We start from the raw sequence: 19071 nt of genomic DNA, 5'->3' as shown, positions 1-19071 counted from the left end.
CCTCATGCCGCGCGCTGAGCACGCAGCGATTTAATGTGCTCGCTCTTCTCCAGTTCGGCGCGAATCTGTGCCGCCTCTTGTGGGTCGAGGTGCTCGAAATCGTTATTAAAGCGGTCGATTGAAGCGGTGTTGATCCGGCCCTGTCGCCAGTAGCGGACTATCTGTGATGTGCTGCTGTGAATGATGACGGGCCACCCATTCTGGTCAGCGTAAATCTGACCTCTTTGAATTAGCTTGAACATTGGGAAGGTCCTGCATAAGGAGAAAGGTAATCATTGCCGCTCGCAGTGGGTTCTTCTGGTAATCAGTTCCGCACGTCCGGTCCAGATTGCTCGTATGGCACCAGGTAGTTTGTGGCTCTGTGCTGTGGTCACCGTCAAACTCGATGGAGATTCTGTGTTTGGCAATAATTGGCCATGCATCGGCTATAGAATTACACGGGTCGAAATAAAATTTGTTCCCTTGTTTATTCTTTGGTTTTTCGAACTCATACCGGCGTTCATCGCTCATGAAAATATCAGGAACGACCTCTTTGCAGCCCAATGCGAATGCCACAAGCTTATTAATTTCTTTGTCGCTCAACTTGCCGTAATCCATCACATCCTCCCAATCTTCTTACGCAACTCCATATTTCTCTGGCACTCTACGCACATCGTGCATCCCGGATACGCTTTCCGGCGAGCCTCCAGTAACTTGTCCCCGCATTCCTCACCGTGCGTTGCTGATACTGCTGAGTGGTTGAGTCTGTGCATGCTCAGTGCTGCGTCACGCTGCAAATCTTCAAGCGTTGATGCGTTATCGATAATGTCAGCCATGATTTAATCCCCTATCTGCTCTTTCGAATTTAGCTTCTGGCACCGTGTCACCAAGCCATCCACTGCAGCGTCGGCACCTGAAGGTTGTCACTCCGCTTTGGCTGTATTGGATTCGCTCTCCATCCTTGACGACCGACCATGGCTCTACGTTCTCATCTGGATAGAAAGGTCGCTTGCCGTCTTTGCGGGCCGCTCGTTTGCAGTTCAGCTCAATGCTTATCTGCTCACCGCACTCGCAAGTAGCTTGGATAATGTCAGCCATAATCAGCGCTCCCTGAACTGTCGGTTAATTCGGTTGAAGGTGAACGCCAGCAATAAAAAAGGCCGCTTTAACGACCTGGTGATTAGTGCCTTCATGCTGCACCACCTTCATTCTTCTCGGCCTCGACCGCCATCTGCTCAAGCCGTCGCGATAGCTCGGCGGCCTGAGCCTGGAACTCTTCCTCTGTCGACACCGGGATCGGCACAAAGCGAATGCCGATGTGCGCGAGGTTATTGGCAATTTCGAGGCAGTTTCTCAAATCAACGGGCGATGCTCTGTTCATGACGCACCGGCAACGTTTCGCAGCCAGATGCACACAGCGCCATCTTCTGTTTCGTGAATTGAACCGACAAACCAACCGTCCCCGGCTGGCGTTTCGGGCTGCCACGCTGAAATGCCATAACCGTCCACATCGGGATCGACGCCATCCTCATCGCGGTAAACCACTTTCCACTCGAGGCCGTTCTTATCCAGCCAGGCGTTCAATTCATCAGGCGAGATAGATTCACGCCCATCGCAAAATTCATCGTAAAGCGGGTGAGTCCAGTAGCCGTATTGGTCGCGTTCAGCGGGTTGGGCTTTAAATTCTGTTGTCATTGTTCGGCTCCAAACCGCCCATTAAGGCGGCCAGTTTTGACGACGAACTCCAGGAGACTAACTACCAGAGCTTCAATTTTCTTGTGATGCTTGTTGATGATGGGAGGCACCGTTTCGTTCCAGTTAGGCTTTGGCTTCTTGCGCATGGCCTGCTGTATTTCCTCGGTGCAGCGGCGGCAGGCGGCGCGGACGGCGTTTTCATTTGCTGGCGTCATGCGGCCTCCCGGCGGGCAAGAAGTTTCGCCCCGAAAGCCATCAGCTCGTCCCGGTCCACAGTTGCGAAGTGGCAGTGTGTACGCGGGTACGGTCGCCAGATGATGAGCATCGACCCTTTATTGTTACCGCTGACCGGCTTACCGGTGACCGGGTTGATAAATGCGAGCCGTCCGGCGGTGATGAATCGCACTTCGCTGGCGGTCTCGATAGTCTTGCGGAACCAGCCGACAGAAGTATCCGCAGGAACCAGCATGACTGTGCCGATCTGGTTGGCGCTCTCAGTCGCGGCTTTCTTCACGAACGGCGTGATGTCGCTATAGGGTGGATTCAGCCAGACATAACCGGGAACGGTCATATATTCGATCCAGGGTGTTTCCAGTGTGTTCTGTTCGGCGGTAATGAAGTGACGACAAAGCGCGTTTTGAGGTGCCGCTGCTGCGTCGAGCTGAAAGCAGAATTCAGCATCCAGTGCAGTGAAAAGGGCGGGCGGAGTGCGCCAGAGGTCGCGCTGATCGGATGGCGTGTTGCTTCCGGTGTAGTCAGTCATTCTGCACGCTCCGGGTCATGTTGATCCCATCCATTACGCTCAATATTGGTTTGCAGCCGCTTTTCCCCGACATCTTCAATGCTGCGGCCGGTAATTTCCGCGACTTCGGCGTTTGAGTGTCGCCACAGCAGCGCCAGCTCTTCGAGTGACCATGCTTTCATAGCACTGACTCCATTTCGTCGATGTAGAGGCCCTGAGCAATCAGTCGGCGACGGCGTGCGGCACGCGCTATGCACTCCTGCCGCCTGCCTTCCTGCGACTGCTCTATGGCGCGCCGGGTGAACAGCCGCGATTTACCCTGCGGCGTTACAACTTTTGGCTTCGTGGACAGGTCGAAAGTCCGGTCGCAGATGCCGTCCTCGTTGAACCATTTTTTCGACTCAACGATCTGCGCTATCTGTCCGGTGCCGCGGGTGATGCCGTTGGCGACCCGGTTAAACTCGATGAGCGTTACGCCAAACTTCTCTGCGATTTCGCTGCCGGTTACCGGGCGGCCGCGCGTCTGAATCATCCAGATAACGCGCTCACGTAGGCCGGAGAATTGCCCGGTTCGCCCGGGCCTGCGGTAGAAGGGTGTACGTCTCATTCGAGCTCCAGAATGCGGCGCTTCGTGTCCGCAACAAGTTCGAGGAAGTCTGTTCGACGCGCGCGAAGCCGGGCTATTTCTGTTTCACATTCAGCAGCTGTAAGGCGATAGACTATGAGTTGCTTACCGTCCGGGAAGTCTGAGCAGTAGCTGATGAAGTCCACCCAATCCCTACCAGAGCAATCAAGGTGACCAACCAGTTGCCATCTGTATGCCGGATCGAAGGAGCCGCGGGTGAGGGTGGAGTAGTGAGTGGCGGCAATGACAGACTTAATTTCAACGAGCCCGTCCTGGCCAACGAGGCCGTCAGGGCTGTCGCCGTACGTGTCGTGATCAAAGAAACCGCCGTTATCCACGTCGACGAAGTTCATCTCTTCGTACAGCATGCGGGCAATTGGCTCCTGTTCGTGCCCGCGCTCCATGTGGTCGTTTGAGAAGCCAAATTCAGACTTGCACCCCTTAATCTGCTCAAGAGCCAACTGAAGGGCATAACGCTTGGCTGGTTCACCAAACGCCTTTCCATCGTTAGCCATAATCAGGCCGAAGTTTGAAGCGGTGGCCTTACCAAGGCGAAGAGCATCCCACTCTTCACCATTTTGCTCGACGTCGTGCCAGATCATGATGAACACTCCTGCTCAAGCTGGCGTCGATGCTCCGGAGAAATGTCCATTCTCGCCAGCACTGCTTCAAGGTTACCGTCTCGCTTGAAGGCAGCTTTAGCGTTATTCCATGCCTGCGTTTTATCGGGCGAAAGCACCGGCTTTGTAACGCGCGCTGGGCTTAAGCGGAGGCCTTCAACCGATTCCTTTCCGAACCGGACATTTTTATCGACGTAAACAGTGACCTTCACGCCTACCCAATCCTCAAGGAAGGGGGATCCGGTAATGCTTTTCAGCATCTTGCTGTTCGTGGCATTCAGAATCATCGGCTTAAGCTTTTCGCCAGGGCGCAGCTCGCGCTCTTCAAAATAAGCAGTGTTAAAAACGTCTTTTGATTTTTTTGTTCTGTCGTTTTCTAACGTTGCGCGGGCGATCGTCAGCACCGTTGGCTCAACGATGTCGGCGCTGCTCAGGTAAGGGGAGTCAAATGCCTTGCGGTAATGTGTTTTTGAATCTGTCATTTTGCAGCCTCTCTGATGAATCTGTTTACCAAAGGCCTGAGAGCATCCTGAATGGTGAAATGCTCGCGTCGCTCTTTGCTGCTGTCATAAATCGGTGTCCAGCCGCATCCCGTATTCACTTGGATCACCTGGTAACTACCTTTCCCATCTCTCCACTGAATTCCGTTCATCGAGAGCCACTCCTTAAAGTCGGCTAATTTCGATTTGTGGAGTAAATTTCTGCGGGCCATTAGCTCTCTCCTTAAAACGGGCATCCGGTACGGTGTTCCCAGTCGTATTCCGCCTGGGCGTAAGCAGCTGCCGAAATGAAATCGTTGTAGGCCTCGCCAGCTTTATCGCTGCGAAGTCCTTCGTATGGGCTGGAGTCAATCGGTACGGAGAAGTGAAAGAGGCCGGACGGCTCTTTTGGCATCATGTCGATGATTTCCCGAGCCCGGTCGTCGATCCACTTATCTTTCTCTTCGCTGAGCTGCTGCTCAACCCAGCGCCGTTCTTCGATTCGGTCGTAAGCTCGAAATGCGTTCATAGCGACTCCTGAATTTTGGCTGTGCGAATCCCGGCACCGTTAAGGCTGCCTGATCGTAAAATGGGGGGGGGGTTAGTGAGTGGTGGTGCGACCGCGATACCACGGCATGCCAGCGGCTTTCTTCATTTCTTCGTTGGCTTCCATCCACTTGGCACCGTCGCGATTCTGACGGGCTGTACGGGCTTTCTCTTGAGCTTTGCGAAGGAGTGGGTGATTGATTGTCATGAGGCCTCTCGCTTTTCTTTGATGTCAGCGCGGAGGTGAATTTCACGTCCGTCAGGGAGTGGAAACACCTTGATGTCATCTGTGAGGGTCAGGTGGTGCGCTACCGCGTGTAAGGCTTCATCGGTGACATCGAATTTTTCACCGGTGAACATGCGGATGTTGCCCTTACTTACCGAAAGCGGCTTAGATCGCCCAGCATAGATGCGATTCGTCAGGCCAGAAAGACCGACGGTAATTGCGTTGCTCATAAATCCTCTTGGCCTTATCGCGGCGAACGAAACGTTAAACAAGACTTCTGCGCTTAATCTCTGGCGGTGGATAGCCGCCGGTTGTCATAACTAAGCCGCCTCGGTGAAGCGACTGAGGTATGAAAAAAGCCGCTGGTTAGGCGGCCTTACCTTCAAATTTAGCCCCGCAGAGAGGGCAGTAATTGATTGCGATTTTCGTGTCAGCATTTGTGGTACGTTGCTCAGGCTCACCATTCTTCTTACGCCTGCGATACCGCACGTTAAAGGGCAGCATTACCTCGCAGTAATCGCCTTTTTCGAGTACCCAAACTCGATTTCCAAAATCACACTCTTCCATTGAATGAACTGAGTCGCCCAGCGCTTCTTTCACACGCGCTTCCATGCGTTCTTTAACTTCTGAAAAGCATTTACATGCCATCGTCTTACCCTCTGTAGTTACCCGCTGATGCGGGAGAAATGCTTTGGTCGGTGTGGTGGACTGGCACTGAGCCGCCACTCTCACTTACTTCCTGAGCGCCCTGTTTCTGTATTGGCAAACAACAATCTGCCCAGCCGGTTTTCAGGTCTTATCACACTGCTAGCGTTGCACCTCGCTTGAGGACACCGTCACCACACCCCAAAGCACTTCGCCACACTCTCGCAGTGGCCAGCGCCGGTTGCCCGGTCACCTTTTAAGCTGCTTACGCGTTAACCGGGCGCTAACCGGTAACTCAGTGATGCTTTACGCCACCTTTCCCTCACTACGCCGCCGTGGGAACCCGACCGTATTAACGCCGTCGTCACGCTGCCTGAACAGGCATCAAAGTGCGGCCTGTCCGCTTTAGTGCTTCATTGGAATCACTCCTCTAAGTTGAATCAGCGCCAACTCCCTGCCAGTGTTGCCCGTTCTCACGCCGTTATCGCTTTCGCGCGGGGATACTCTCTCACCGACCGGATCGCACCCGGTGATACAGCACGTTTACGTGTAGGGGTCTTAACAGGTTGTTGACGCTGTAAATCTGCATGTTGTTAATGAGCAGGCGACTTGCTGTCCGCCGCTGGCTAACTTCGCTCAGCTGTCGATGTTTCGTTTCGATGGATTGATTAAACATCATGTGGATTTGATAGTCAACACGGTGTGGATTATTTATGTTGATTTCATCCTTTTGCGTTGATTTGTGTGTTGATTTATTTTTGTGTCCTGTTAGTGCTATGCTCAAAAAAACATTACCGAGGGCATGGTTATGAGTAGCGAAGAGGAATTTTTCGCGGAGCTTCATCCGCAAATAGTAGAGATTCTTGGCATAGCTGTTATGCAGGTGCTGGTTGAGCAACGTGAGCCGAGCCGAGAGGCGCTGATAGAAATGATTCAGGTGTTGTGGCAGGAGGATGATGTGGATTTGGCAGTTGAGCTGGCGCTTGATGTGCTGTCGTTATCGAAAGAGTAGGGCATGAAAAACCCGGCGCGGTGGCCGGGTAGGGGATTGAACTTAAAGATCTGGCTTCATTCTGCCAAAGACCTTTTGAATTCCAGCCTCATATTCTTCCTTACTTTCACTCATTGCAGCAACACCAAGAAGCTTACCGATGTGCTGACGTAACGCTTTAACCCCAATTTCTGAAAGAAAAAGGTGCAACTTATCTGATTGCTTGCCATTTTCATCGCGACTAGCTCGTATCTGATCAAGTATTTTACCCTTACTCTTAGCGAGCGGAACATAAATCTGCATATTTGTCAGCTGACCAAATCGGATTGGCCTTCCTTTCTCAGGCCGATTCAGGCCGTACAATCGGTACCATTCTTCATAAAGCTCATCAGGGAACTCTTTTTCATATTGGCGGGCTTCTTCACGAACGAAGGCTTTGAATGCATCAATTACTTCTTGCACTTCTGGTCGGTAGCCAGCCAGTGCATAACCTACACCTTTTATCCCAGATTTCGCTGATGCATTAATCAGCTTCTGAGCAGCTTCAGCTGAATGCACTCTTGATGCTGGCAGGGCTCCGGCATTTTTTGCGTCTATTAGAGCTTTGCCGATATCTACTATTACCGTGATATCATAACCGTGGGCGTTATTGATGTTTTTCGACTGACCACTGTATTGAAATACAAGGGGATTATCTATTTTTGCACGCAATTCACGATCACTGAATTCGCTCATGTACTGCGTCTTCAATAGCTCATCAATGGTTTTGCCAACATCGCCGATTCCAAGTAGTTGAGCAAGCCCTTTCTTAGTAACGACTACTGTTTTTACTTCGTCATTAAGTACGTAGCACTCGGCATCGATGCCAAATTCGTCTAGAAAATTACCTTTGTGAGTTGCTTTATATGGCTTTCCCTTCCATCTGGCAGCGGCAGCTTTTTTGGCAATATCTGAACGTTGTGTCTTGGTTAGCGATTTTGCTCTAGCCATGCCGCCCTTGGCTTTACCAGTTGGTTCTTTTTTATCTTGAGACATATGTAAGCACCATTGCTGTGAAATGTGCTTGCATTATAGATACTGTATAAATAAACAAGCAAGCACAATGTTCATTGTTTATGCTTGCATTGTCGTAGGTGCAAAAAAAGGCCGCCTCTCTGCGACCTCTCTTATCCGAAACCATCACCCAAACGTCTCGTCAGGCCACTACAGCAGGACCGAGTACCAAAAAACGCGGCCAATAACCTCGACATCCGCCTCGTTGGCTGTCTCATCTTCTCGGTTAAAGCTGCGTATAGTCAGCATTCCTCCGGGATTACGATATAGCTGCTTTATGCGCTTAAGCTTATCGTCACCGCCGCCCGGTTGGGCGATCGCATAAAGCTTCCCATCAACTATTCGTTTGTTATTCGTGTCTACCGCAACGGTGGTTCCGTCAGGTATCACCGGCTCCATGCTATCACCGGTAGCGGGGAAACAGAGGACTCCAGAACCATCACTATTTGCACCGACGCGTCGCAGGGTAGCCTTTGAGAACCTCAATTTAAATCCGTTGTGATCTTCGCTATGGACACGGCCATCCCCGCACGCAAACTCGATATCCTTAAGGAATGGCACTTCGACCTCATCATCTGGTAGGGGCGTGTTCTTATCCCATGCGTCAACAGTCCCCCATTCTGATTCTGGAGGAATGCTACTATCGAAACCCGGTTTAGGGTCTCCCTTTCCATTTAAAAGCCAATCAAGAGAATACCCGTACTTTTCTGATATTTGCTGAGCAGCCTCGCGGCTTATTGAGTCGCGTTTAATCCAGTTATTGACGGTCTGCGCACTCGTAGAAAGTTGTTCAGCTAAATCCTTCTGTTTCATTCTTTCTCTGGCAAGTAACAGCCTGATTCTTTCCGCAATTCCACTCATAAATCCTCCGCTTATCCCCCATGGTAAACATGATGTGTATTTTTTCCATCATCATGATGTTGATTTAATCCACATCATGAATTAACATGGTGTTGATTAACGTTAGCTGGAGTAAGACATGATCAACAAACCGAAGGCAGCTACTCCTCTTGACATGGCTATCAATGCTGTTGGTGGCTCTCAGAAGATTCTCGCCGAGAAGGTCGGCGTTACACCTCAAGCCATCAACATGCTTAAAAAGCGAGGCGGAAGCCTCCCGGTTACCAAAATGCTGAAGTATGAAGAAGCAACCGGTCTGTCAAAAGAAGTGCTGTACCCAGGCATTTTTACTGCCTAAGAAACATCGCTCTTTAACAATCTGTACCCAAATTTAAAACGGCTGAGAAGTCAGCCGAATCAACTAATTACATGGGAATTTAACGTATGGACAATTCAACAACACGCAACAAAGTGCAGGCTCGCCACATTGAGTCGTGGCTTCACAATCAGATCGCAATGCGCGGCTCCACAAAGATAGCGAACGCTATTGGCGTCCACAAATCGACGATCACGCACTGGAAAGAAAAGATGCTCCCGAAGATAGCGATGCTGCTGGCAGAGCTGGAGTGGGGAGTGGTTGACGATGACATGGCTAGACTGGCGCGGGAAGTCGCCGGTCTGCTCACAAAGAAAAAATCCCCGGCTGCAACCGAGGATTCAGATCAAATCACCATGAAATTCTAGCCGAATAACTGGATCAATTCACAGGAGCAATTATGGCAAACACTGCCGAAGTAATCAATTTCCCTGTGCCTGACGTGGCACCTAAGGAGCCGCGCGTGGCAGATCTCGAAGATGGCTATACGCGCATCGCCAATGAATTGCTGGAGGCTGTCATGCTGGCTGGATTGTCTCAGCATCAGCTGCTGGTCTTCATTGCTGTCATGCGAAAAACATATGGCTTTAACAAAAAGTCTGACTGGGTTAGCAACGAGCAGATCTCATCAATGACTGGGATACTTCCGCACAAATGTTCGGCGGCAAAAAGCACGCTGGTGAAGCGCGGAATATTCACTCAAACAGGTCGTTTAGTTGGCATCAATAAAACGGTCAGTGAATGGGCTAAATTACCTGAATCAGGTAAGGAAAATAAAGTTTACCTGAAAGAGGTAAATTTACCCGAATCAGGTAAGAAAAGTTTACCCGAATCAGGTAATGGCACTTACCCGAATCAGGTAAACACAAAAGACAAACATACAAAAGACAATAAAGACAATATTAATAAACCCCCTAAATCCCCCAAAGCGGCTGTGTTCGATCCAACTGTTGTTGACCTGCCTGAATGGCTATCGGCTTCGGTCTGGTCTTCGTGGGTTGCATACCGTCGTGACCTGAAAAAACCGATCAAATCACAACAGACGGTTACCCAGGCCATAAACCTGCTCGACCGCTGCCGATGCAACGGACACCCGCCTGAAGAAATTATTAACCAGAGCATCGCAAATGGCTGGCAAGGACTGTTCGAACCTAAGGGCGACAAACAGCCTGCCCGTGCACAGTCTCGCATTACTGAAAACTTTGCATCAAAAGACTATGGTCAGACAGAAATTCCATCATGGGCGAGGGACTGAGCATGGAACTGGAAGAAAAAATCTCAACCATCGAAAAGATGCTGGATATCCTGGCCAGGCCGCCAGAGCAAATCCAAAACTGCGACGTAATCTGCGAAACGGTTTGCTGCGAGAAGCACGGCGAATACGAGCAGCGCAAGCGCGTCCTGATAGACAGCCCTATCAAGCTGCCGGCGCCGCCAACACGCTGCCCAGGCTGCCTACGTGAAGAGCTGGATTTCCTGAAGACCGAGAAGGTCCGATGGGAAAACCGCAGCCGCCAGCAGAACGTCGAGCGTCTGCTGCGCCAGTTGGAAATCCCGGATCGCTTCATGTCCTGCACTCTGGATAACTACCAGCCAGTCGGCACGGATTCTGAGCGTGCACTGCGCGTCTGCCGCGCCTACGCCGACAAATGGCCTGAACGCCTGAGGCAGGGAGGCGGGATGGTGATGTGTGGCAAGCCTGGGACCGGTAAGAACCACCTGGCATTGGCTATAGCCCGGTACGTTATCGAGCAGCACCAGAGCTCGGTAATTTTCACAACGGCTCTGAAGATTGCGCGCGAATTCAAATCGACCTGGTCGAAAACATCGACTCGTTGCGAAGACGATGTGATCGGACACTTCACCCGTGCGGACCTGCTTATCATCGATGAGGTTGGTGTGCAGTTCGGTAGTGAGGCGGAGAAGCTCATCATGTTCGAAATCATCAACACCCGCTATGAGCGTATGAAGCCGACGATCCTCATCAGCAATCAGAGCAAAGAAGAGCTGGCCGCGTTTATCGGCGAGCGTGTAATTGACCGCATGAACGACGGTGGTGGCTGCACCCTGGCGTTTACCTGGGATAGCTACAGGAGCAAGGCATGAACATGACAATCGAACAAATCACAGCTGCGTATCCGAACGTAGCGAAACTGGAATCACAGGCCGGGCGGGAATTGCTGGCCGCAGCGGTGGGGAAGATGAACGCGCTGGCCGTGGAGAATGCGGGGCTGATGAATGTTGATAACTGGATGTCTCGAGACGATATCGGTTATGTCGCGCAAGCAATAGCCGAAGGCAATGGGGAGGATGCCGCTGAGTCTTTGCGGGCAGGTCTGCGCGCCATCATTGACGACATTCCGACACCAGCCACCGACGCCTTCCAGGCTGAAGTGCGAGCGCAGGGAGTGGAGAGTTACGCAGAGCAACTGAAATCAGAAGCGGACCGCGCAGAAGAAACTGGTTGGGAAGATGCGGCTAAATTTCTGCGTTCTGAATCAGAAAAAGTGCAGGAGTTCGCAGCACAGCTTCGCCAGGGAGAATCGAAATGAGCAAAATTACAGCATTGCCAGTATACATCTGCCCGGATTACGGCTGGACACACCCAGCGTATGAGGCGTTTTGCGATGGCCGTGAATCCGTTCCCGAAGTCGAGTTCAACGACTGGCTGAAAACGCACGGCCTGCAGTCACAATCGGTGCGGCTGGATATTGACGACGAATCAATTGCTGCTCACGAATATAAAACTCTAGGGTCAATTGGCCTGTGGGAACCAGAAATGCCGGAGGGCGACGGCTGGTTTGTTGGTTCGATTCACGACACCGACTATGGCCCAATTTGCGTGTGGCTTCGCCAGGGAGCAGCACTATGAGCACCGCTATCAAACATCCTGCTATCCGCTATCACGGCGGCAAATTCCGGCTGGCATCCTGGATCATCAGTCACTTCCCAGATCACCGCTGTTACGTCGAGTCATTCGGCGGCGCCGCTTCAGTGCTTTTGAAAAAAGAGCCCAGCGCAGCCGAGGTCTATAACGACATCGATGGGGATGTCGTTAACCTGTTCCGGGTTATGCGTAATCCAGAAACCAGTCAGGCACTGATTGAGGCCTGCGCACTGACGCCGTATTCCCGCGAGGAATTCCGCTGCGCATACGAACCAACGGATAACCCGGTAGAACTGGCCCGTCGCATGATTGTCAGGGCGACGATGGGATTTGGTAGCGCCGGTGCCACGAAAGGGAAGACTGGTTTTCGCCTGGACACGAAACGCAACAGCGCCACCGCGCAGCGCATCTGGGCACGCCAGCCTGACAATCTGGCCGCCGTGGCCAGCCGGTTCGCCGGGGTGCTTGTTGAGAACCGTGGCGCTATTCAATGCATGCGCGACCACGACACCATTTCTACGCTGCACTTTGTGGACCCGCCATACATTCACGACACCCGAGTTGAGGTAGCTAAAAACAGCGCATACCGGTTCGAAATGACGAACGCGGAGCATGCTGAACTTCTCGCGGCGATGAATTCTTTGCAGGGCATGGTAATCGTGAGCGGTTATGACAGTGAGCTCTACAACGACACCCTGCGCGGCTGGAAAAGGGTCACCCGAACCACTGCGGCAAATGGTTGTTCCGGTTCAGTCCAGCGCACGGAATGCCTCTGGATTAATCAGGCGGCGCAGCAGAAACAGGAGCGTGCAGCATGAAAGAGCGCGGCATGATTTTCAATGGCGAGATGGTTCGTGCGCTGCTCGATGGCCGGAAGATGCAGACGCGGCGGCCGATTAAGCCGCAACCGGAACTGACTGAGCGATCAGGTTTTTCATGGAAGAATCGTGTGTACGGGTCAGGCAGCACCGACCGCGAAACAAATCGTAATTTTGCACACATTGCCTGCCCGCACGGCAAGCCCGGCGACCGCATTTGGGTGCGTGAGACATTCAGCATTGTTCCTGACCACGATGAACCAGCCGGCAGTGCAGCAGTTTTGTATGCCGCCGACGGCACTGGCCCGTACGGAAAATGGCGGCCATCGATTCACATGCCTCGAGAGTATTCCCGCATCCTGCTGGAGATTTCCAATGTTGGCGTTCAGCGCATTCAGTCAATTAGCCAGAACGACGCCGCCCGTGAGGGTTTGATAAGACTGCCCGCCACTGGTCGTTATTGCCTGAACCAAGGGGATCAATATTTCGGTGGCGCCAGTCATGATGCACGCGAAGTTTTTTCCTGGCTGTGGTCGGACATCTACGGAGAAGAAAATTGGAACGCTAACCCGTGGGTGTGGGTTATTGAATTCAAACGTGTAGAGGAAGGTGCAGTATGAGCAACATCGACAAACGCGCATTGACGGCAGGAACATACGCCATCCTCTTTCGTGATAATTGGGATGGTGAGGGGGACGTTTATGAAACGCTGGCGATGCTGAGCGATGACTTGGTTTGGTACCACTACGAAAATGGCAGGGCACTTATCGAGTATGAGGGTGATGAGGTTCTGAAGGCCTGGCCACTTGATGATGGCGGTAATGTGCTGGCGCTGCTGGATGAGCTGGAAGCCAAAGACAAGTATTTAGAACTTGAGCGTGAAAAATCACGCCGCGTTATGTCGCGAATCGCTGAGCTGGAGGCGCGGGAGGTGAGGTTGCCGCCAACTCTCTGGTACGAGCATGATGAATTACCGAGAGAAATACCAGTTCTCTCCCGAAGATTGGTAATAAATACGCTGCGTGATGCTGGCATAGCACTGGATACGGGGGAGTGATGATCCATTTTCATGGCGGCCCTATCACTCCCGACACCTGCGCGCTGAAGGCGTGGAAAGGTCGGCACGCATTTATCTCGTTTGCAAACCCAGGGCAAATTGCGCTGGCCAGCGAGGTGACTCAATCATTCGCGCTGGATAACGGGGCGTTTAGCTTCTGGACGAAACAGCGCGTGGTTAACTGGGGTGAGTATTACGATTTTGTTGCTCGCTGGGCCAATCATCCTCGCTTTGCCTTTGCGGTTATTCCAGGCGTAATAGGCGGTACCAGTGAAGAAAACGACGCGCTGATAGCTGAATGGCCTCTTGGGAAGGTCATTGGTGCACCGGTATATCACTTTAACGAACCTGACGAACGCTTTATACGTCTGTGTCATGAGTTTCCACGGGTCTGCATCGGCAGTATGGGGGAGTACGACGCTAAACGGCCTAACGACTGTGCTGCAAAACTTAAGGATCTGATTCGCCATGTTGTTGACTCCAACGGCTATCCAATAACTAAGTTACACGGCCTGCGGATGTTGGATAAACGGTTATTCAGCCAGGTTCCATTGTCATCGGCTGATAGCACAAATGTCGCGCGCAACATCGGCATAAACAAGGCGTGGGATAAATCAGCCTACGCTCCAGCCAGTAAAGAGACGCGTGCTTATGTTCTTGCGGAGCGCATTGAATCATACAACAGCGCCAGTTCTTTGGACTATGACGCCGATAGTGGCCTTTTCATGCCGCAGTTGGCATTTGAGATTTAAGGACTAAACCATGACCAATAAATACAGACTAACAGACAGACGCGTTGCAGAAATACTTGCGCGTGCTGAGATTTGTGACGATTCAGTTCTGACAGATTACGCAGATATTGCCGCAGCAATGCGTGAGATTCAAGAATACCGTAAATCATCGCCAGCGCAGCGCGACGTTATTGCGGAACGCCAGCGGCAGATAGGTGCGGAGGGCTGGACGCCAGAGCGCGACGACTCATACCGGAGCGGGGAGTTAGTGTTAGCCGCCTGCTGTTATGCGGAATATTCGGGAGTCAGGGGGGTGGGGGATTCGCCTGTTAAATGGCCGTGGGGTGATGAGTGGTGGAAGCCGCAAGGAAAGCGTCGAAATCTTGTAAAGGCCGCCGCATTACTGCTGGCTGAAATTGAGCGTTTGGATCGCCGGGAGAAAGCCGACAATGACCAATAACAAACTAACAGGTGCGCGCATTAACGACGAAACCCTGAGCGCATGGAAGTCTGAAGCGGTAATTTCGCTGGGCGAGACGCCAGAAGACATCCCGGAGTATTCACATCATCAAGCCATCCTTGCTCTGGTGACGGAGGTTCAGGAATACCGGAAAGCAGCAGGCGAGCCGGTGGCCTGGATGGTGATAGATTCCGATAGTGGCGAGAAGTTTATCAGCACAGACAGGTCAAATATTGAAGGCGCTGCAATGCCACTCTACACCACCCCGCAGCCAGCCCCAACAGTAGAGGTTAGGCCAATAGCGTTCTTTGACGGTGATATTTCACCAGATGACGCAGAGAAGCTGGCAGCAGCTATTCGGGAGTTAAACAACGCACCATCCGAACCGGCAATTCTGGCAGCCGTAGAGGCGGTGCCTGATGAGCGTGTGGAATTCAATGCATGGAACAACGATGCAGATTGCCCTCTTGCTGGGCTTACCGTCAAACAAGCCGCATGGCTGGCCTGGCTTAAACGGTCTGGAGTCATCAAGTCTTTTGAGCCTGTAGCTGATGAGTTGCCTGGTTGGATTAAGTGCAGCGAGCGGATGCCTGAAGGGATGCAGACAGTAATAACCTCTAACGGCCTCGACATCGGTCAAGGATGGTGGGATGGCGATACCTGGCAGGGGTGGAGTAATCACGATGCAGTTCCTGGGGGGGTTACCCATTGGATGCTACTACCGGCAGCACCGCAGCAGTAAAGACAGCGTTGATTATCAGTAATCACTGAGCCATAATTAAGTCATCGGAGCCTGAACAACTCCGGTGACTTCTGCGCTTTGAGGGGACTCAAAGTGCAAACGACAATCAGAACACATTTCCACAAGTCACAGATGCAGAAATGCACCTGCGATTTTCTGCATTCTGCGGTTTCCGTTAAGGAGGCCGTATGAAACAGCAATACCTTCTTCGCAATCCCAACATTCGCGCCAATGCCATCAACGCGATTAACCAGTTACAGCTCGACGAGAAGCGCCCGGTCGTCATCGAGATAAAAGAGATGACCCGCTCAATCGACCAGAACGCCAAACTTTGGGCCATTCTGAGCGACGTCAGTCGTCAGGTTGAATGGCATGGTCGGAAACTTTCCTCTGAATCCTGGAAGCACATCTTCACCGCCGCGCTGGTCAAGCAGGATGTCGTTCCTAACCTTGCCGGGGATGGCTTTGTTGTGCTCGGGCAATCGACCAGCAAAATGACCGTTGGCCAGATGCGTGACCTCATCGAGCTGATCCACGCATTTGGCGCAGAGCGCAATGTCCGCTGGGGCGATGAATCGCGCCTGGCTATGGAATGGGCTTCTCGCTTTGGAGGTGCCCGTGGCTAATCCGCTTAACCGCGTCATCACCAACCACATATTCAAAGTACCGGCACGCCGACAGCGTAAGCCGGAACTGAAGCCATCCGAAATCCCGACATTCAAGGACTACACCGCGCGGTTGGTCGATCAGAAATGGCTGCGCCTGGCGGCAAGGAGGAAGCATGCCTGATTTACGCAAAGCTGCGCGCGGCCGTGAGTGTCAGGTGCGGATCCCCGGAGTGTGCAACGGCAACCCAGAAACATCAGTTTTGGCACACATCCGCCTTGCTGGCCTATGCGGCACCGGCATCAAGCCACCTGACCTGATCGCCACCATCGCGTGCTCAAGCTGTCACGACGAAATGGACCGCCGCACACACTTTGTTAATGCGGAGTATGCAAAGGAGTGCGCTCTGGAAGGAATGGCACGTACACAGGTTATCTGGCTGAAAGAAGGGAAGGTGAAGGCATGAATACGTACAGCATCACGCTTCCATGGCCTCCGAGCAACAACCGGTATTACCGACACAATCGGGGGCGCACTCATATCAGTTCAGAGGGGTCCGCGTACCGGTTAGCAGTGGAGAAAATTATTGCGGACGGAGCGCTCGATATCCGCACCGAGTCACTACTAAAGATCCGCATTGAATGCCATATGCCAGATCGCCGTCGCCGTGACCTAGACAACCTGCAAAAGGCCGCGTTCGATGCGTTGACTAAAGCCGGGTTCTGGATGGATGACTGCCAGGTGATTGATTACCGGGTTGTGAAGATGCCGATCGTAAAAGGCGGGCGGTTAGAGCTGACAATTACCGAGCTGGAGGTCCTATGAAATGCAAAGTGCAGGGGTGTGATAGAGAGGCAACATACGTGCAGCAGTGCGTATGTCAAAAACACTACTTCAGAATGATGCGATACGGGACATACGAGCTAACAAAGTCAGGGAAAAGGAAAGAGCGCTCGCAAAACGACAGGGGCTATCAAATGCTGCACCGGCCTGATCATCCCTTGGCAATGGCAAATGGTTCCGTTTATGAGCATCGCGCGGTTATTTATGCAAAATATGGCGACAGCCTACCTGATTGTGAGTTGTGCGGGAAAAATCTTAATTGGCGCATAGCTCACATTGACCACATTGATGAGGTCGTAACAAACAATAGCGAGTCAAATTTGAGGCCGCTTTGCGGCGCGTGCAATACGAACAGAAGTAAAAAGCCTGCTCACAACAGAAAGGATGCTGTTGCTATCACGTTTCTTGGTGAGACTAAAACGGCGAATGAATGGGCTCGAGATCCAAGGATAAAAGTTAGCAACGCTACGATTGCGCGCAGGAAGAAGCTAGGCATGGCAGACTTTGATTGCTTATTCGCGCCCAAGGTCACCCATAACGGCAATCTTCCCATTAAGCCACCAACCCCTCCTAAATATACACGGAAAAATAGCATCGCTATCGAATGGGAGGGCGAAAAGAAGACACCTTCCGAATGGGCCTGCGATCCAAGAATCGCGCTAAGTGATGGGACGATCAGAAGTAGAGCGAAGGCTGGAATGTCTGCTTTTGACTGCTTATTCAAGCCGGCATCTAGGAGCGGCTTGAAAGGAAATAAAGCACTAAAGCAACAGGAGGCCGCGTGAAGCCAGAACTAATCGAATCACTCCGCCGTCGCTGGCAAAGCCTCCGCATTTATCGCCGCCCGGGCTCGGTGCTCATTGACTACCGGATCCTAAAGAACCTCATTCGTATTTACCAGAGAGCAGGAGCATCAGCATGAACACTCAACACCTGGAATTTATACGCCAGCAGCTGATTATTGCGACTGCCGATTTGAGCGGGGCGACGAAAGGGCAACTGGTCGCTTTCGCTGAGAACGCGCAATTCACTGCGACGGCACGCAGCCGGGGCCGCAAGAAGATTGTCGACCCGGCAACCGGCCGCATGGTCAATCCGAGCACCCCTGCCATTCCCGGGCGGCAGTCACGCGCCAAGGGTTCATCCATCGCGCTGGTTCAGCCGGTAGAGTTTGGCAGTGCCTCATGGCGGCGGGCGGTACTGTCTCTCGATGAACATCAAAAGGCCTGGTTGCTCTGGAGCTACAGCGAGAATATTCGCTTTGAATACCAGGTCGCGATAACACAATGGGCATGGGTAGAGTTCAGGTCGAAATTGGGGGCTCGAAAGGTGGCCGCCAAAACGATGGAGCGACTACGGCAGCTAATTTGGCTGGCGGCGCAGGATGTGAAAGCGGAGTTGGCGGGGAAGGTTACTTACGAATACCAGAAACTGGCAGAGTTGGCTGGCGTGGCTAAATCCACCTGGACTGAAACATATCTTCCTCACTGGCTGGTTATGCGTGACGCTTTTACCCGGCTTGATACCGGAGCATTGATTGCAGTGACGCGATCACGTTCACAACAAAAGGCAGCTAATTGCGAGCAAGTTATTGCAAAACCGAACTGAAAAGGCTATATTTCGTGTAAATCTGATATCGTCGCCATAGCTTTGGTTGTCGACAGAAAAAGAATTCAAGCCACTGGTTAACGTCGGTGGCTTTTTATTTGCCTTCTTCTATACATTTGTTCTTTAGTTCGCCTGTGCTATTTATGGCGGACATCGTTCTTTATCAGGCTTATACTTCTCATACTATTATGGGAGATGGCTATGAAAGAAGGTTACTACTGGATTCAATACAATGGCGGCAGACAAATTGCCTACTACTCCCCTGAAGAGGGCTACGATTTCATTTCAGGAGATGAAGTTATTGGTGTGTGGTATGTCACCAGAGGCCATGACCTGTGCAATAACGGCGAAGTTGAAGTTCTCAGTGGGCCCATTGAAGAGCCCAAGCTTTAGCTTCTGCCCGATTGAATGAAATGACCTTAGAGCCTTGCGAAAGCAGGGCTTTTTATTTTTCTGAAATTATTCGGCTCAATATACGAGCCGATTACAAGAGCCATTCGGC

39 protein-coding genes and 1 pseudogene are annotated in these 19071 nt (G+C 52.0%); 21 read left to right on the top strand and 19 right to left on the bottom strand.

Annotated features, from left to right (window positions below):
* Positions 1-2: 2 nt before the first annotated feature.
* From ACG0Z5_RS11005 to ACG0Z5_RS10925, 17 genes and pseudogenes are all read right to left on the bottom strand, one after another.
* Positions 3-242: a DUF4222 domain-containing protein gene (locus ACG0Z5_RS11005; protein WP_394447270.1), complete on the bottom strand. Its 240-nt coding sequence runs from the start codon at positions 240-242 to the stop codon at positions 3-5.
* The gene (locus ACG0Z5_RS11000; RefSeq protein ID WP_394447269.1) at positions 205-597 is read right to left on the bottom strand and encodes a phage protein NinX family protein; all 393 of its coding nucleotides are present in this window, start codon (positions 595-597) and stop codon (positions 205-207) included. The genes ACG0Z5_RS11005 and ACG0Z5_RS11000 overlap by 38 nt, the downstream gene beginning before the upstream one ends.
* Positions 597-815 (bottom strand): TraR/DksA family transcriptional regulator, encoded by a 219-nt coding sequence (locus tag ACG0Z5_RS10995; protein WP_394447268.1) that lies wholly within the window; start codon positions 813-815, stop codon positions 597-599. Before ACG0Z5_RS10995 ends, ACG0Z5_RS11000 begins: the two co-directional genes overlap by 1 nt.
* A gap of 353 nt (positions 816-1168) precedes the next feature.
* A complete protein-coding gene (locus ACG0Z5_RS10990; RefSeq protein ID WP_394447267.1) occupies positions 1169-1360 on the bottom strand; it encodes a DUF1382 family protein in 192 nt (63 codons plus the stop codon).
* On the bottom strand, positions 1357-1674 hold the full coding sequence (locus ACG0Z5_RS10985; protein ID WP_394447265.1) for a hypothetical protein: 318 nt from the start codon (positions 1672-1674) through the stop codon (positions 1357-1359). Before ACG0Z5_RS10985 ends, ACG0Z5_RS10990 begins: the two co-directional genes overlap by 4 nt.
* Complete coding sequence (locus ACG0Z5_RS10980) at positions 1671-1889, bottom strand: hypothetical protein (protein ID WP_394447263.1); 219 nt, start codon at positions 1887-1889, stop codon at positions 1671-1673. The genes ACG0Z5_RS10985 and ACG0Z5_RS10980 overlap by 4 nt, the downstream gene beginning before the upstream one ends.
* Positions 1886-2437, bottom strand: coding sequence for a phage N-6-adenine-methyltransferase (locus ACG0Z5_RS10975; protein ID WP_394447262.1), 552 nt, complete (start codon positions 2435-2437; stop codon positions 1886-1888). Before ACG0Z5_RS10975 ends, ACG0Z5_RS10980 begins: the two co-directional genes overlap by 4 nt.
* Positions 2434-2598 carry a hypothetical protein gene (locus ACG0Z5_RS10970; RefSeq protein WP_394447260.1) on the bottom strand — a complete coding sequence of 55 codons (165 nt, stop codon included), beginning with the start codon at positions 2596-2598 and terminating at the stop codon, positions 2434-2436. Before ACG0Z5_RS10970 ends, ACG0Z5_RS10975 begins: the two co-directional genes overlap by 4 nt.
* A complete protein-coding gene (locus ACG0Z5_RS10965; protein WP_394447258.1) occupies positions 2595-3023 on the bottom strand; it encodes a regulator in 429 nt (142 codons plus the stop codon). Before ACG0Z5_RS10965 ends, ACG0Z5_RS10970 begins: the two co-directional genes overlap by 4 nt.
* A complete protein-coding gene (locus tag ACG0Z5_RS10960) occupies positions 3020-3643 on the bottom strand; it encodes a lambda exonuclease family protein (protein WP_049126172.1) in 624 nt (207 codons plus the stop codon). Before ACG0Z5_RS10960 ends, ACG0Z5_RS10965 begins: the two co-directional genes overlap by 4 nt.
* Positions 3640-3921 (bottom strand): hypothetical protein, encoded by a 282-nt coding sequence (locus ACG0Z5_RS10955; RefSeq protein WP_162268729.1) that lies wholly within the window; start codon positions 3919-3921, stop codon positions 3640-3642. The genes ACG0Z5_RS10960 and ACG0Z5_RS10955 overlap by 4 nt, the downstream gene beginning before the upstream one ends.
* A 23-nt stretch (positions 3922-3944) precedes the next feature.
* Positions 3945-4143: pseudogene (locus ACG0Z5_RS10950) on the bottom strand (hypothetical protein).
* Entirely contained in the window at positions 4140-4373 is a 234-nt protein-coding gene (locus ACG0Z5_RS10945; RefSeq protein ID WP_023328770.1) for a hypothetical protein, read from the bottom strand. Before ACG0Z5_RS10945 ends, ACG0Z5_RS10950 begins: the two are co-directional and overlap by 4 nt.
* Before the next feature lie 11 nt (positions 4374-4384).
* On the bottom strand, positions 4385-4669 hold the full coding sequence (gamL, locus tag ACG0Z5_RS10940) for a host nuclease inhibitor GamL (RefSeq protein WP_394447255.1): 285 nt from the start codon (positions 4667-4669) through the stop codon (positions 4385-4387).
* 72 nt (positions 4670-4741) lie between these two features.
* Positions 4742-4894 carry a host cell division inhibitory peptide Kil gene (locus tag ACG0Z5_RS10935; protein WP_394447254.1) on the bottom strand — a complete coding sequence of 51 codons (153 nt, stop codon included), beginning with the start codon at positions 4892-4894 and terminating at the stop codon, positions 4742-4744.
* Entirely contained in the window at positions 4891-5142 is a 252-nt protein-coding gene (locus ACG0Z5_RS10930; protein ID WP_394447253.1) for a hypothetical protein, read from the bottom strand. Before ACG0Z5_RS10930 ends, ACG0Z5_RS10935 begins: the two co-directional genes overlap by 4 nt.
* A 136-nt stretch (positions 5143-5278) precedes the next feature.
* Positions 5279-5560, bottom strand: a complete 282-nt coding sequence (locus tag ACG0Z5_RS10925; RefSeq protein WP_394447252.1) for a hypothetical protein — start codon at positions 5558-5560, stop codon at positions 5279-5281.
* Positions 5561-6365: 805 nt separating this feature from the next.
* Between ACG0Z5_RS10925 and ACG0Z5_RS10920 the strand changes: the two genes are divergently transcribed.
* A complete protein-coding gene (locus ACG0Z5_RS10920) occupies positions 6366-6569 on the top strand; it encodes a hypothetical protein (RefSeq protein ID WP_394447250.1) in 204 nt (67 codons plus the stop codon).
* 42 nt (positions 6570-6611) lie between these two features.
* Here ACG0Z5_RS10920 and ACG0Z5_RS10915 read toward each other — a convergent pair whose 3' ends face one another.
* Complete coding sequence (locus tag ACG0Z5_RS10915) at positions 6612-7583, bottom strand: P63C domain-containing protein (RefSeq protein WP_394447249.1); 972 nt, start codon at positions 7581-7583, stop codon at positions 6612-6614.
* Positions 7584-7751: 168 nt separating this feature from the next.
* Positions 7752-8462 (bottom strand): S24 family peptidase, encoded by a 711-nt coding sequence (locus ACG0Z5_RS10910; RefSeq protein ID WP_394447247.1) that lies wholly within the window; start codon positions 8460-8462, stop codon positions 7752-7754.
* A gap of 118 nt (positions 8463-8580) precedes the next feature.
* On the opposite strand from ACG0Z5_RS10910, the gene ACG0Z5_RS10905 reads away from it, so the two are divergent.
* From ACG0Z5_RS10905 to ACG0Z5_RS10810, 20 genes are all read left to right on the top strand, one after another.
* The gene (locus ACG0Z5_RS10905; RefSeq protein ID WP_394447246.1) at positions 8581-8799 is read left to right on the top strand and encodes a helix-turn-helix domain-containing protein; all 219 of its coding nucleotides are present in this window, start codon (positions 8581-8583) and stop codon (positions 8797-8799) included.
* Between the two features lie 86 nt (positions 8800-8885).
* A complete protein-coding gene (locus tag ACG0Z5_RS10900) occupies positions 8886-9185 on the top strand; it encodes a CII family transcriptional regulator (protein ID WP_394447245.1) in 300 nt (99 codons plus the stop codon).
* 32 nt (positions 9186-9217) lie between these two features.
* Positions 9218-10072: a replication protein gene (locus ACG0Z5_RS10895; protein WP_394447244.1), complete on the top strand. Its 855-nt coding sequence runs from the start codon at positions 9218-9220 to the stop codon at positions 10070-10072.
* Positions 10073-10074: 2 nt separating this feature from the next.
* A complete protein-coding gene (locus tag ACG0Z5_RS10890; protein WP_394447242.1) occupies positions 10075-10923 on the top strand; it encodes an ATP-binding protein in 849 nt (282 codons plus the stop codon).
* Positions 10920-11369: a hypothetical protein gene (locus ACG0Z5_RS10885; protein ID WP_394447241.1), complete on the top strand. Its 450-nt coding sequence runs from the start codon at positions 10920-10922 to the stop codon at positions 11367-11369. Before ACG0Z5_RS10890 ends, ACG0Z5_RS10885 begins: the two co-directional genes overlap by 4 nt.
* The gene (locus tag ACG0Z5_RS10880; RefSeq protein WP_394447240.1) at positions 11366-11689 is read left to right on the top strand and encodes a hypothetical protein; all 324 of its coding nucleotides are present in this window, start codon (positions 11366-11368) and stop codon (positions 11687-11689) included. The genes ACG0Z5_RS10885 and ACG0Z5_RS10880 overlap by 4 nt, the downstream gene beginning before the upstream one ends.
* Positions 11686-12522: a DNA adenine methylase gene (locus ACG0Z5_RS10875; RefSeq protein ID WP_394447239.1), complete on the top strand. Its 837-nt coding sequence runs from the start codon at positions 11686-11688 to the stop codon at positions 12520-12522. Before ACG0Z5_RS10880 ends, ACG0Z5_RS10875 begins: the two co-directional genes overlap by 4 nt.
* Positions 12519-13142, top strand: a complete 624-nt coding sequence (locus ACG0Z5_RS10870) for a hypothetical protein (RefSeq protein WP_394447238.1) — start codon at positions 12519-12521, stop codon at positions 13140-13142. The genes ACG0Z5_RS10875 and ACG0Z5_RS10870 overlap by 4 nt, the downstream gene beginning before the upstream one ends.
* Positions 13139-13579, top strand: coding sequence for a hypothetical protein (locus tag ACG0Z5_RS10865; protein ID WP_394447237.1), 441 nt, complete (start codon positions 13139-13141; stop codon positions 13577-13579). Before ACG0Z5_RS10870 ends, ACG0Z5_RS10865 begins: the two co-directional genes overlap by 4 nt.
* Positions 13579-14331 (top strand): hypothetical protein, encoded by a 753-nt coding sequence (locus ACG0Z5_RS10860; RefSeq protein WP_394447235.1) that lies wholly within the window; start codon positions 13579-13581, stop codon positions 14329-14331. The genes ACG0Z5_RS10865 and ACG0Z5_RS10860 overlap by 1 nt, the downstream gene beginning before the upstream one ends.
* 10 nt (positions 14332-14341) lie before the next feature.
* Positions 14342-14770: a hypothetical protein gene (locus tag ACG0Z5_RS10855; protein WP_394447234.1), complete on the top strand. Its 429-nt coding sequence runs from the start codon at positions 14342-14344 to the stop codon at positions 14768-14770.
* The gene (locus tag ACG0Z5_RS10850; RefSeq protein WP_394447233.1) at positions 14760-15512 is read left to right on the top strand and encodes a DUF551 domain-containing protein; all 753 of its coding nucleotides are present in this window, start codon (positions 14760-14762) and stop codon (positions 15510-15512) included. Before ACG0Z5_RS10855 ends, ACG0Z5_RS10850 begins: the two co-directional genes overlap by 11 nt.
* 188 nt (positions 15513-15700) lie before the next feature.
* Positions 15701-16138 carry a recombination protein NinB gene (locus ACG0Z5_RS10845; protein WP_394447231.1) on the top strand — a complete coding sequence of 146 codons (438 nt, stop codon included), beginning with the start codon at positions 15701-15703 and terminating at the stop codon, positions 16136-16138.
* On the top strand, positions 16131-16301 hold the full coding sequence (locus ACG0Z5_RS10840) for a NinE family protein (RefSeq protein ID WP_394447230.1): 171 nt from the start codon (positions 16131-16133) through the stop codon (positions 16299-16301). Before ACG0Z5_RS10845 ends, ACG0Z5_RS10840 begins: the two co-directional genes overlap by 8 nt.
* Complete coding sequence (locus tag ACG0Z5_RS10835; protein ID WP_394447228.1) at positions 16294-16584, top strand: DUF1364 domain-containing protein; 291 nt, start codon at positions 16294-16296, stop codon at positions 16582-16584. The genes ACG0Z5_RS10840 and ACG0Z5_RS10835 overlap by 8 nt, the downstream gene beginning before the upstream one ends.
* Positions 16581-16943, top strand: coding sequence for a crossover junction endodeoxyribonuclease RusA (rusA, locus tag ACG0Z5_RS10830; protein WP_394447226.1), 363 nt, complete (start codon positions 16581-16583; stop codon positions 16941-16943). Before ACG0Z5_RS10835 ends, rusA begins: the two co-directional genes overlap by 4 nt.
* Positions 16940-17746, top strand: a complete 807-nt coding sequence (locus ACG0Z5_RS10825; protein WP_394447225.1) for an HNH endonuclease signature motif containing protein — start codon at positions 16940-16942, stop codon at positions 17744-17746. Before rusA ends, ACG0Z5_RS10825 begins: the two co-directional genes overlap by 4 nt.
* A complete protein-coding gene (locus ACG0Z5_RS10820) occupies positions 17743-17883 on the top strand; it encodes a YlcG family protein (RefSeq protein ID WP_125353954.1) in 141 nt (46 codons plus the stop codon). Before ACG0Z5_RS10825 ends, ACG0Z5_RS10820 begins: the two co-directional genes overlap by 4 nt.
* Positions 17880-18569 (top strand): bacteriophage antitermination protein Q, encoded by a 690-nt coding sequence (locus ACG0Z5_RS10815; RefSeq protein ID WP_394447223.1) that lies wholly within the window; start codon positions 17880-17882, stop codon positions 18567-18569. Before ACG0Z5_RS10820 ends, ACG0Z5_RS10815 begins: the two co-directional genes overlap by 4 nt.
* Positions 18570-18770: 201 nt before the next feature.
* Positions 18771-18962, top strand: a complete 192-nt coding sequence (locus ACG0Z5_RS10810) for a hypothetical protein (protein WP_394447222.1) — start codon at positions 18771-18773, stop codon at positions 18960-18962.
* The last annotated feature ends 109 nt before the right edge of the window (positions 18963-19071 follow it).

It is taken from the genome of Scandinavium sp. M-37 (assembly GCF_043558715.1).
Taxonomy (GTDB): domain Bacteria; phylum Pseudomonadota; class Gammaproteobacteria; order Enterobacterales; family Enterobacteriaceae; genus Scandinavium; species Scandinavium vulneris_A.
The sequence above is the reverse complement of the archived record's forward strand: the minus strand, read 5'-3'. Positions and strand labels throughout refer to the sequence as shown.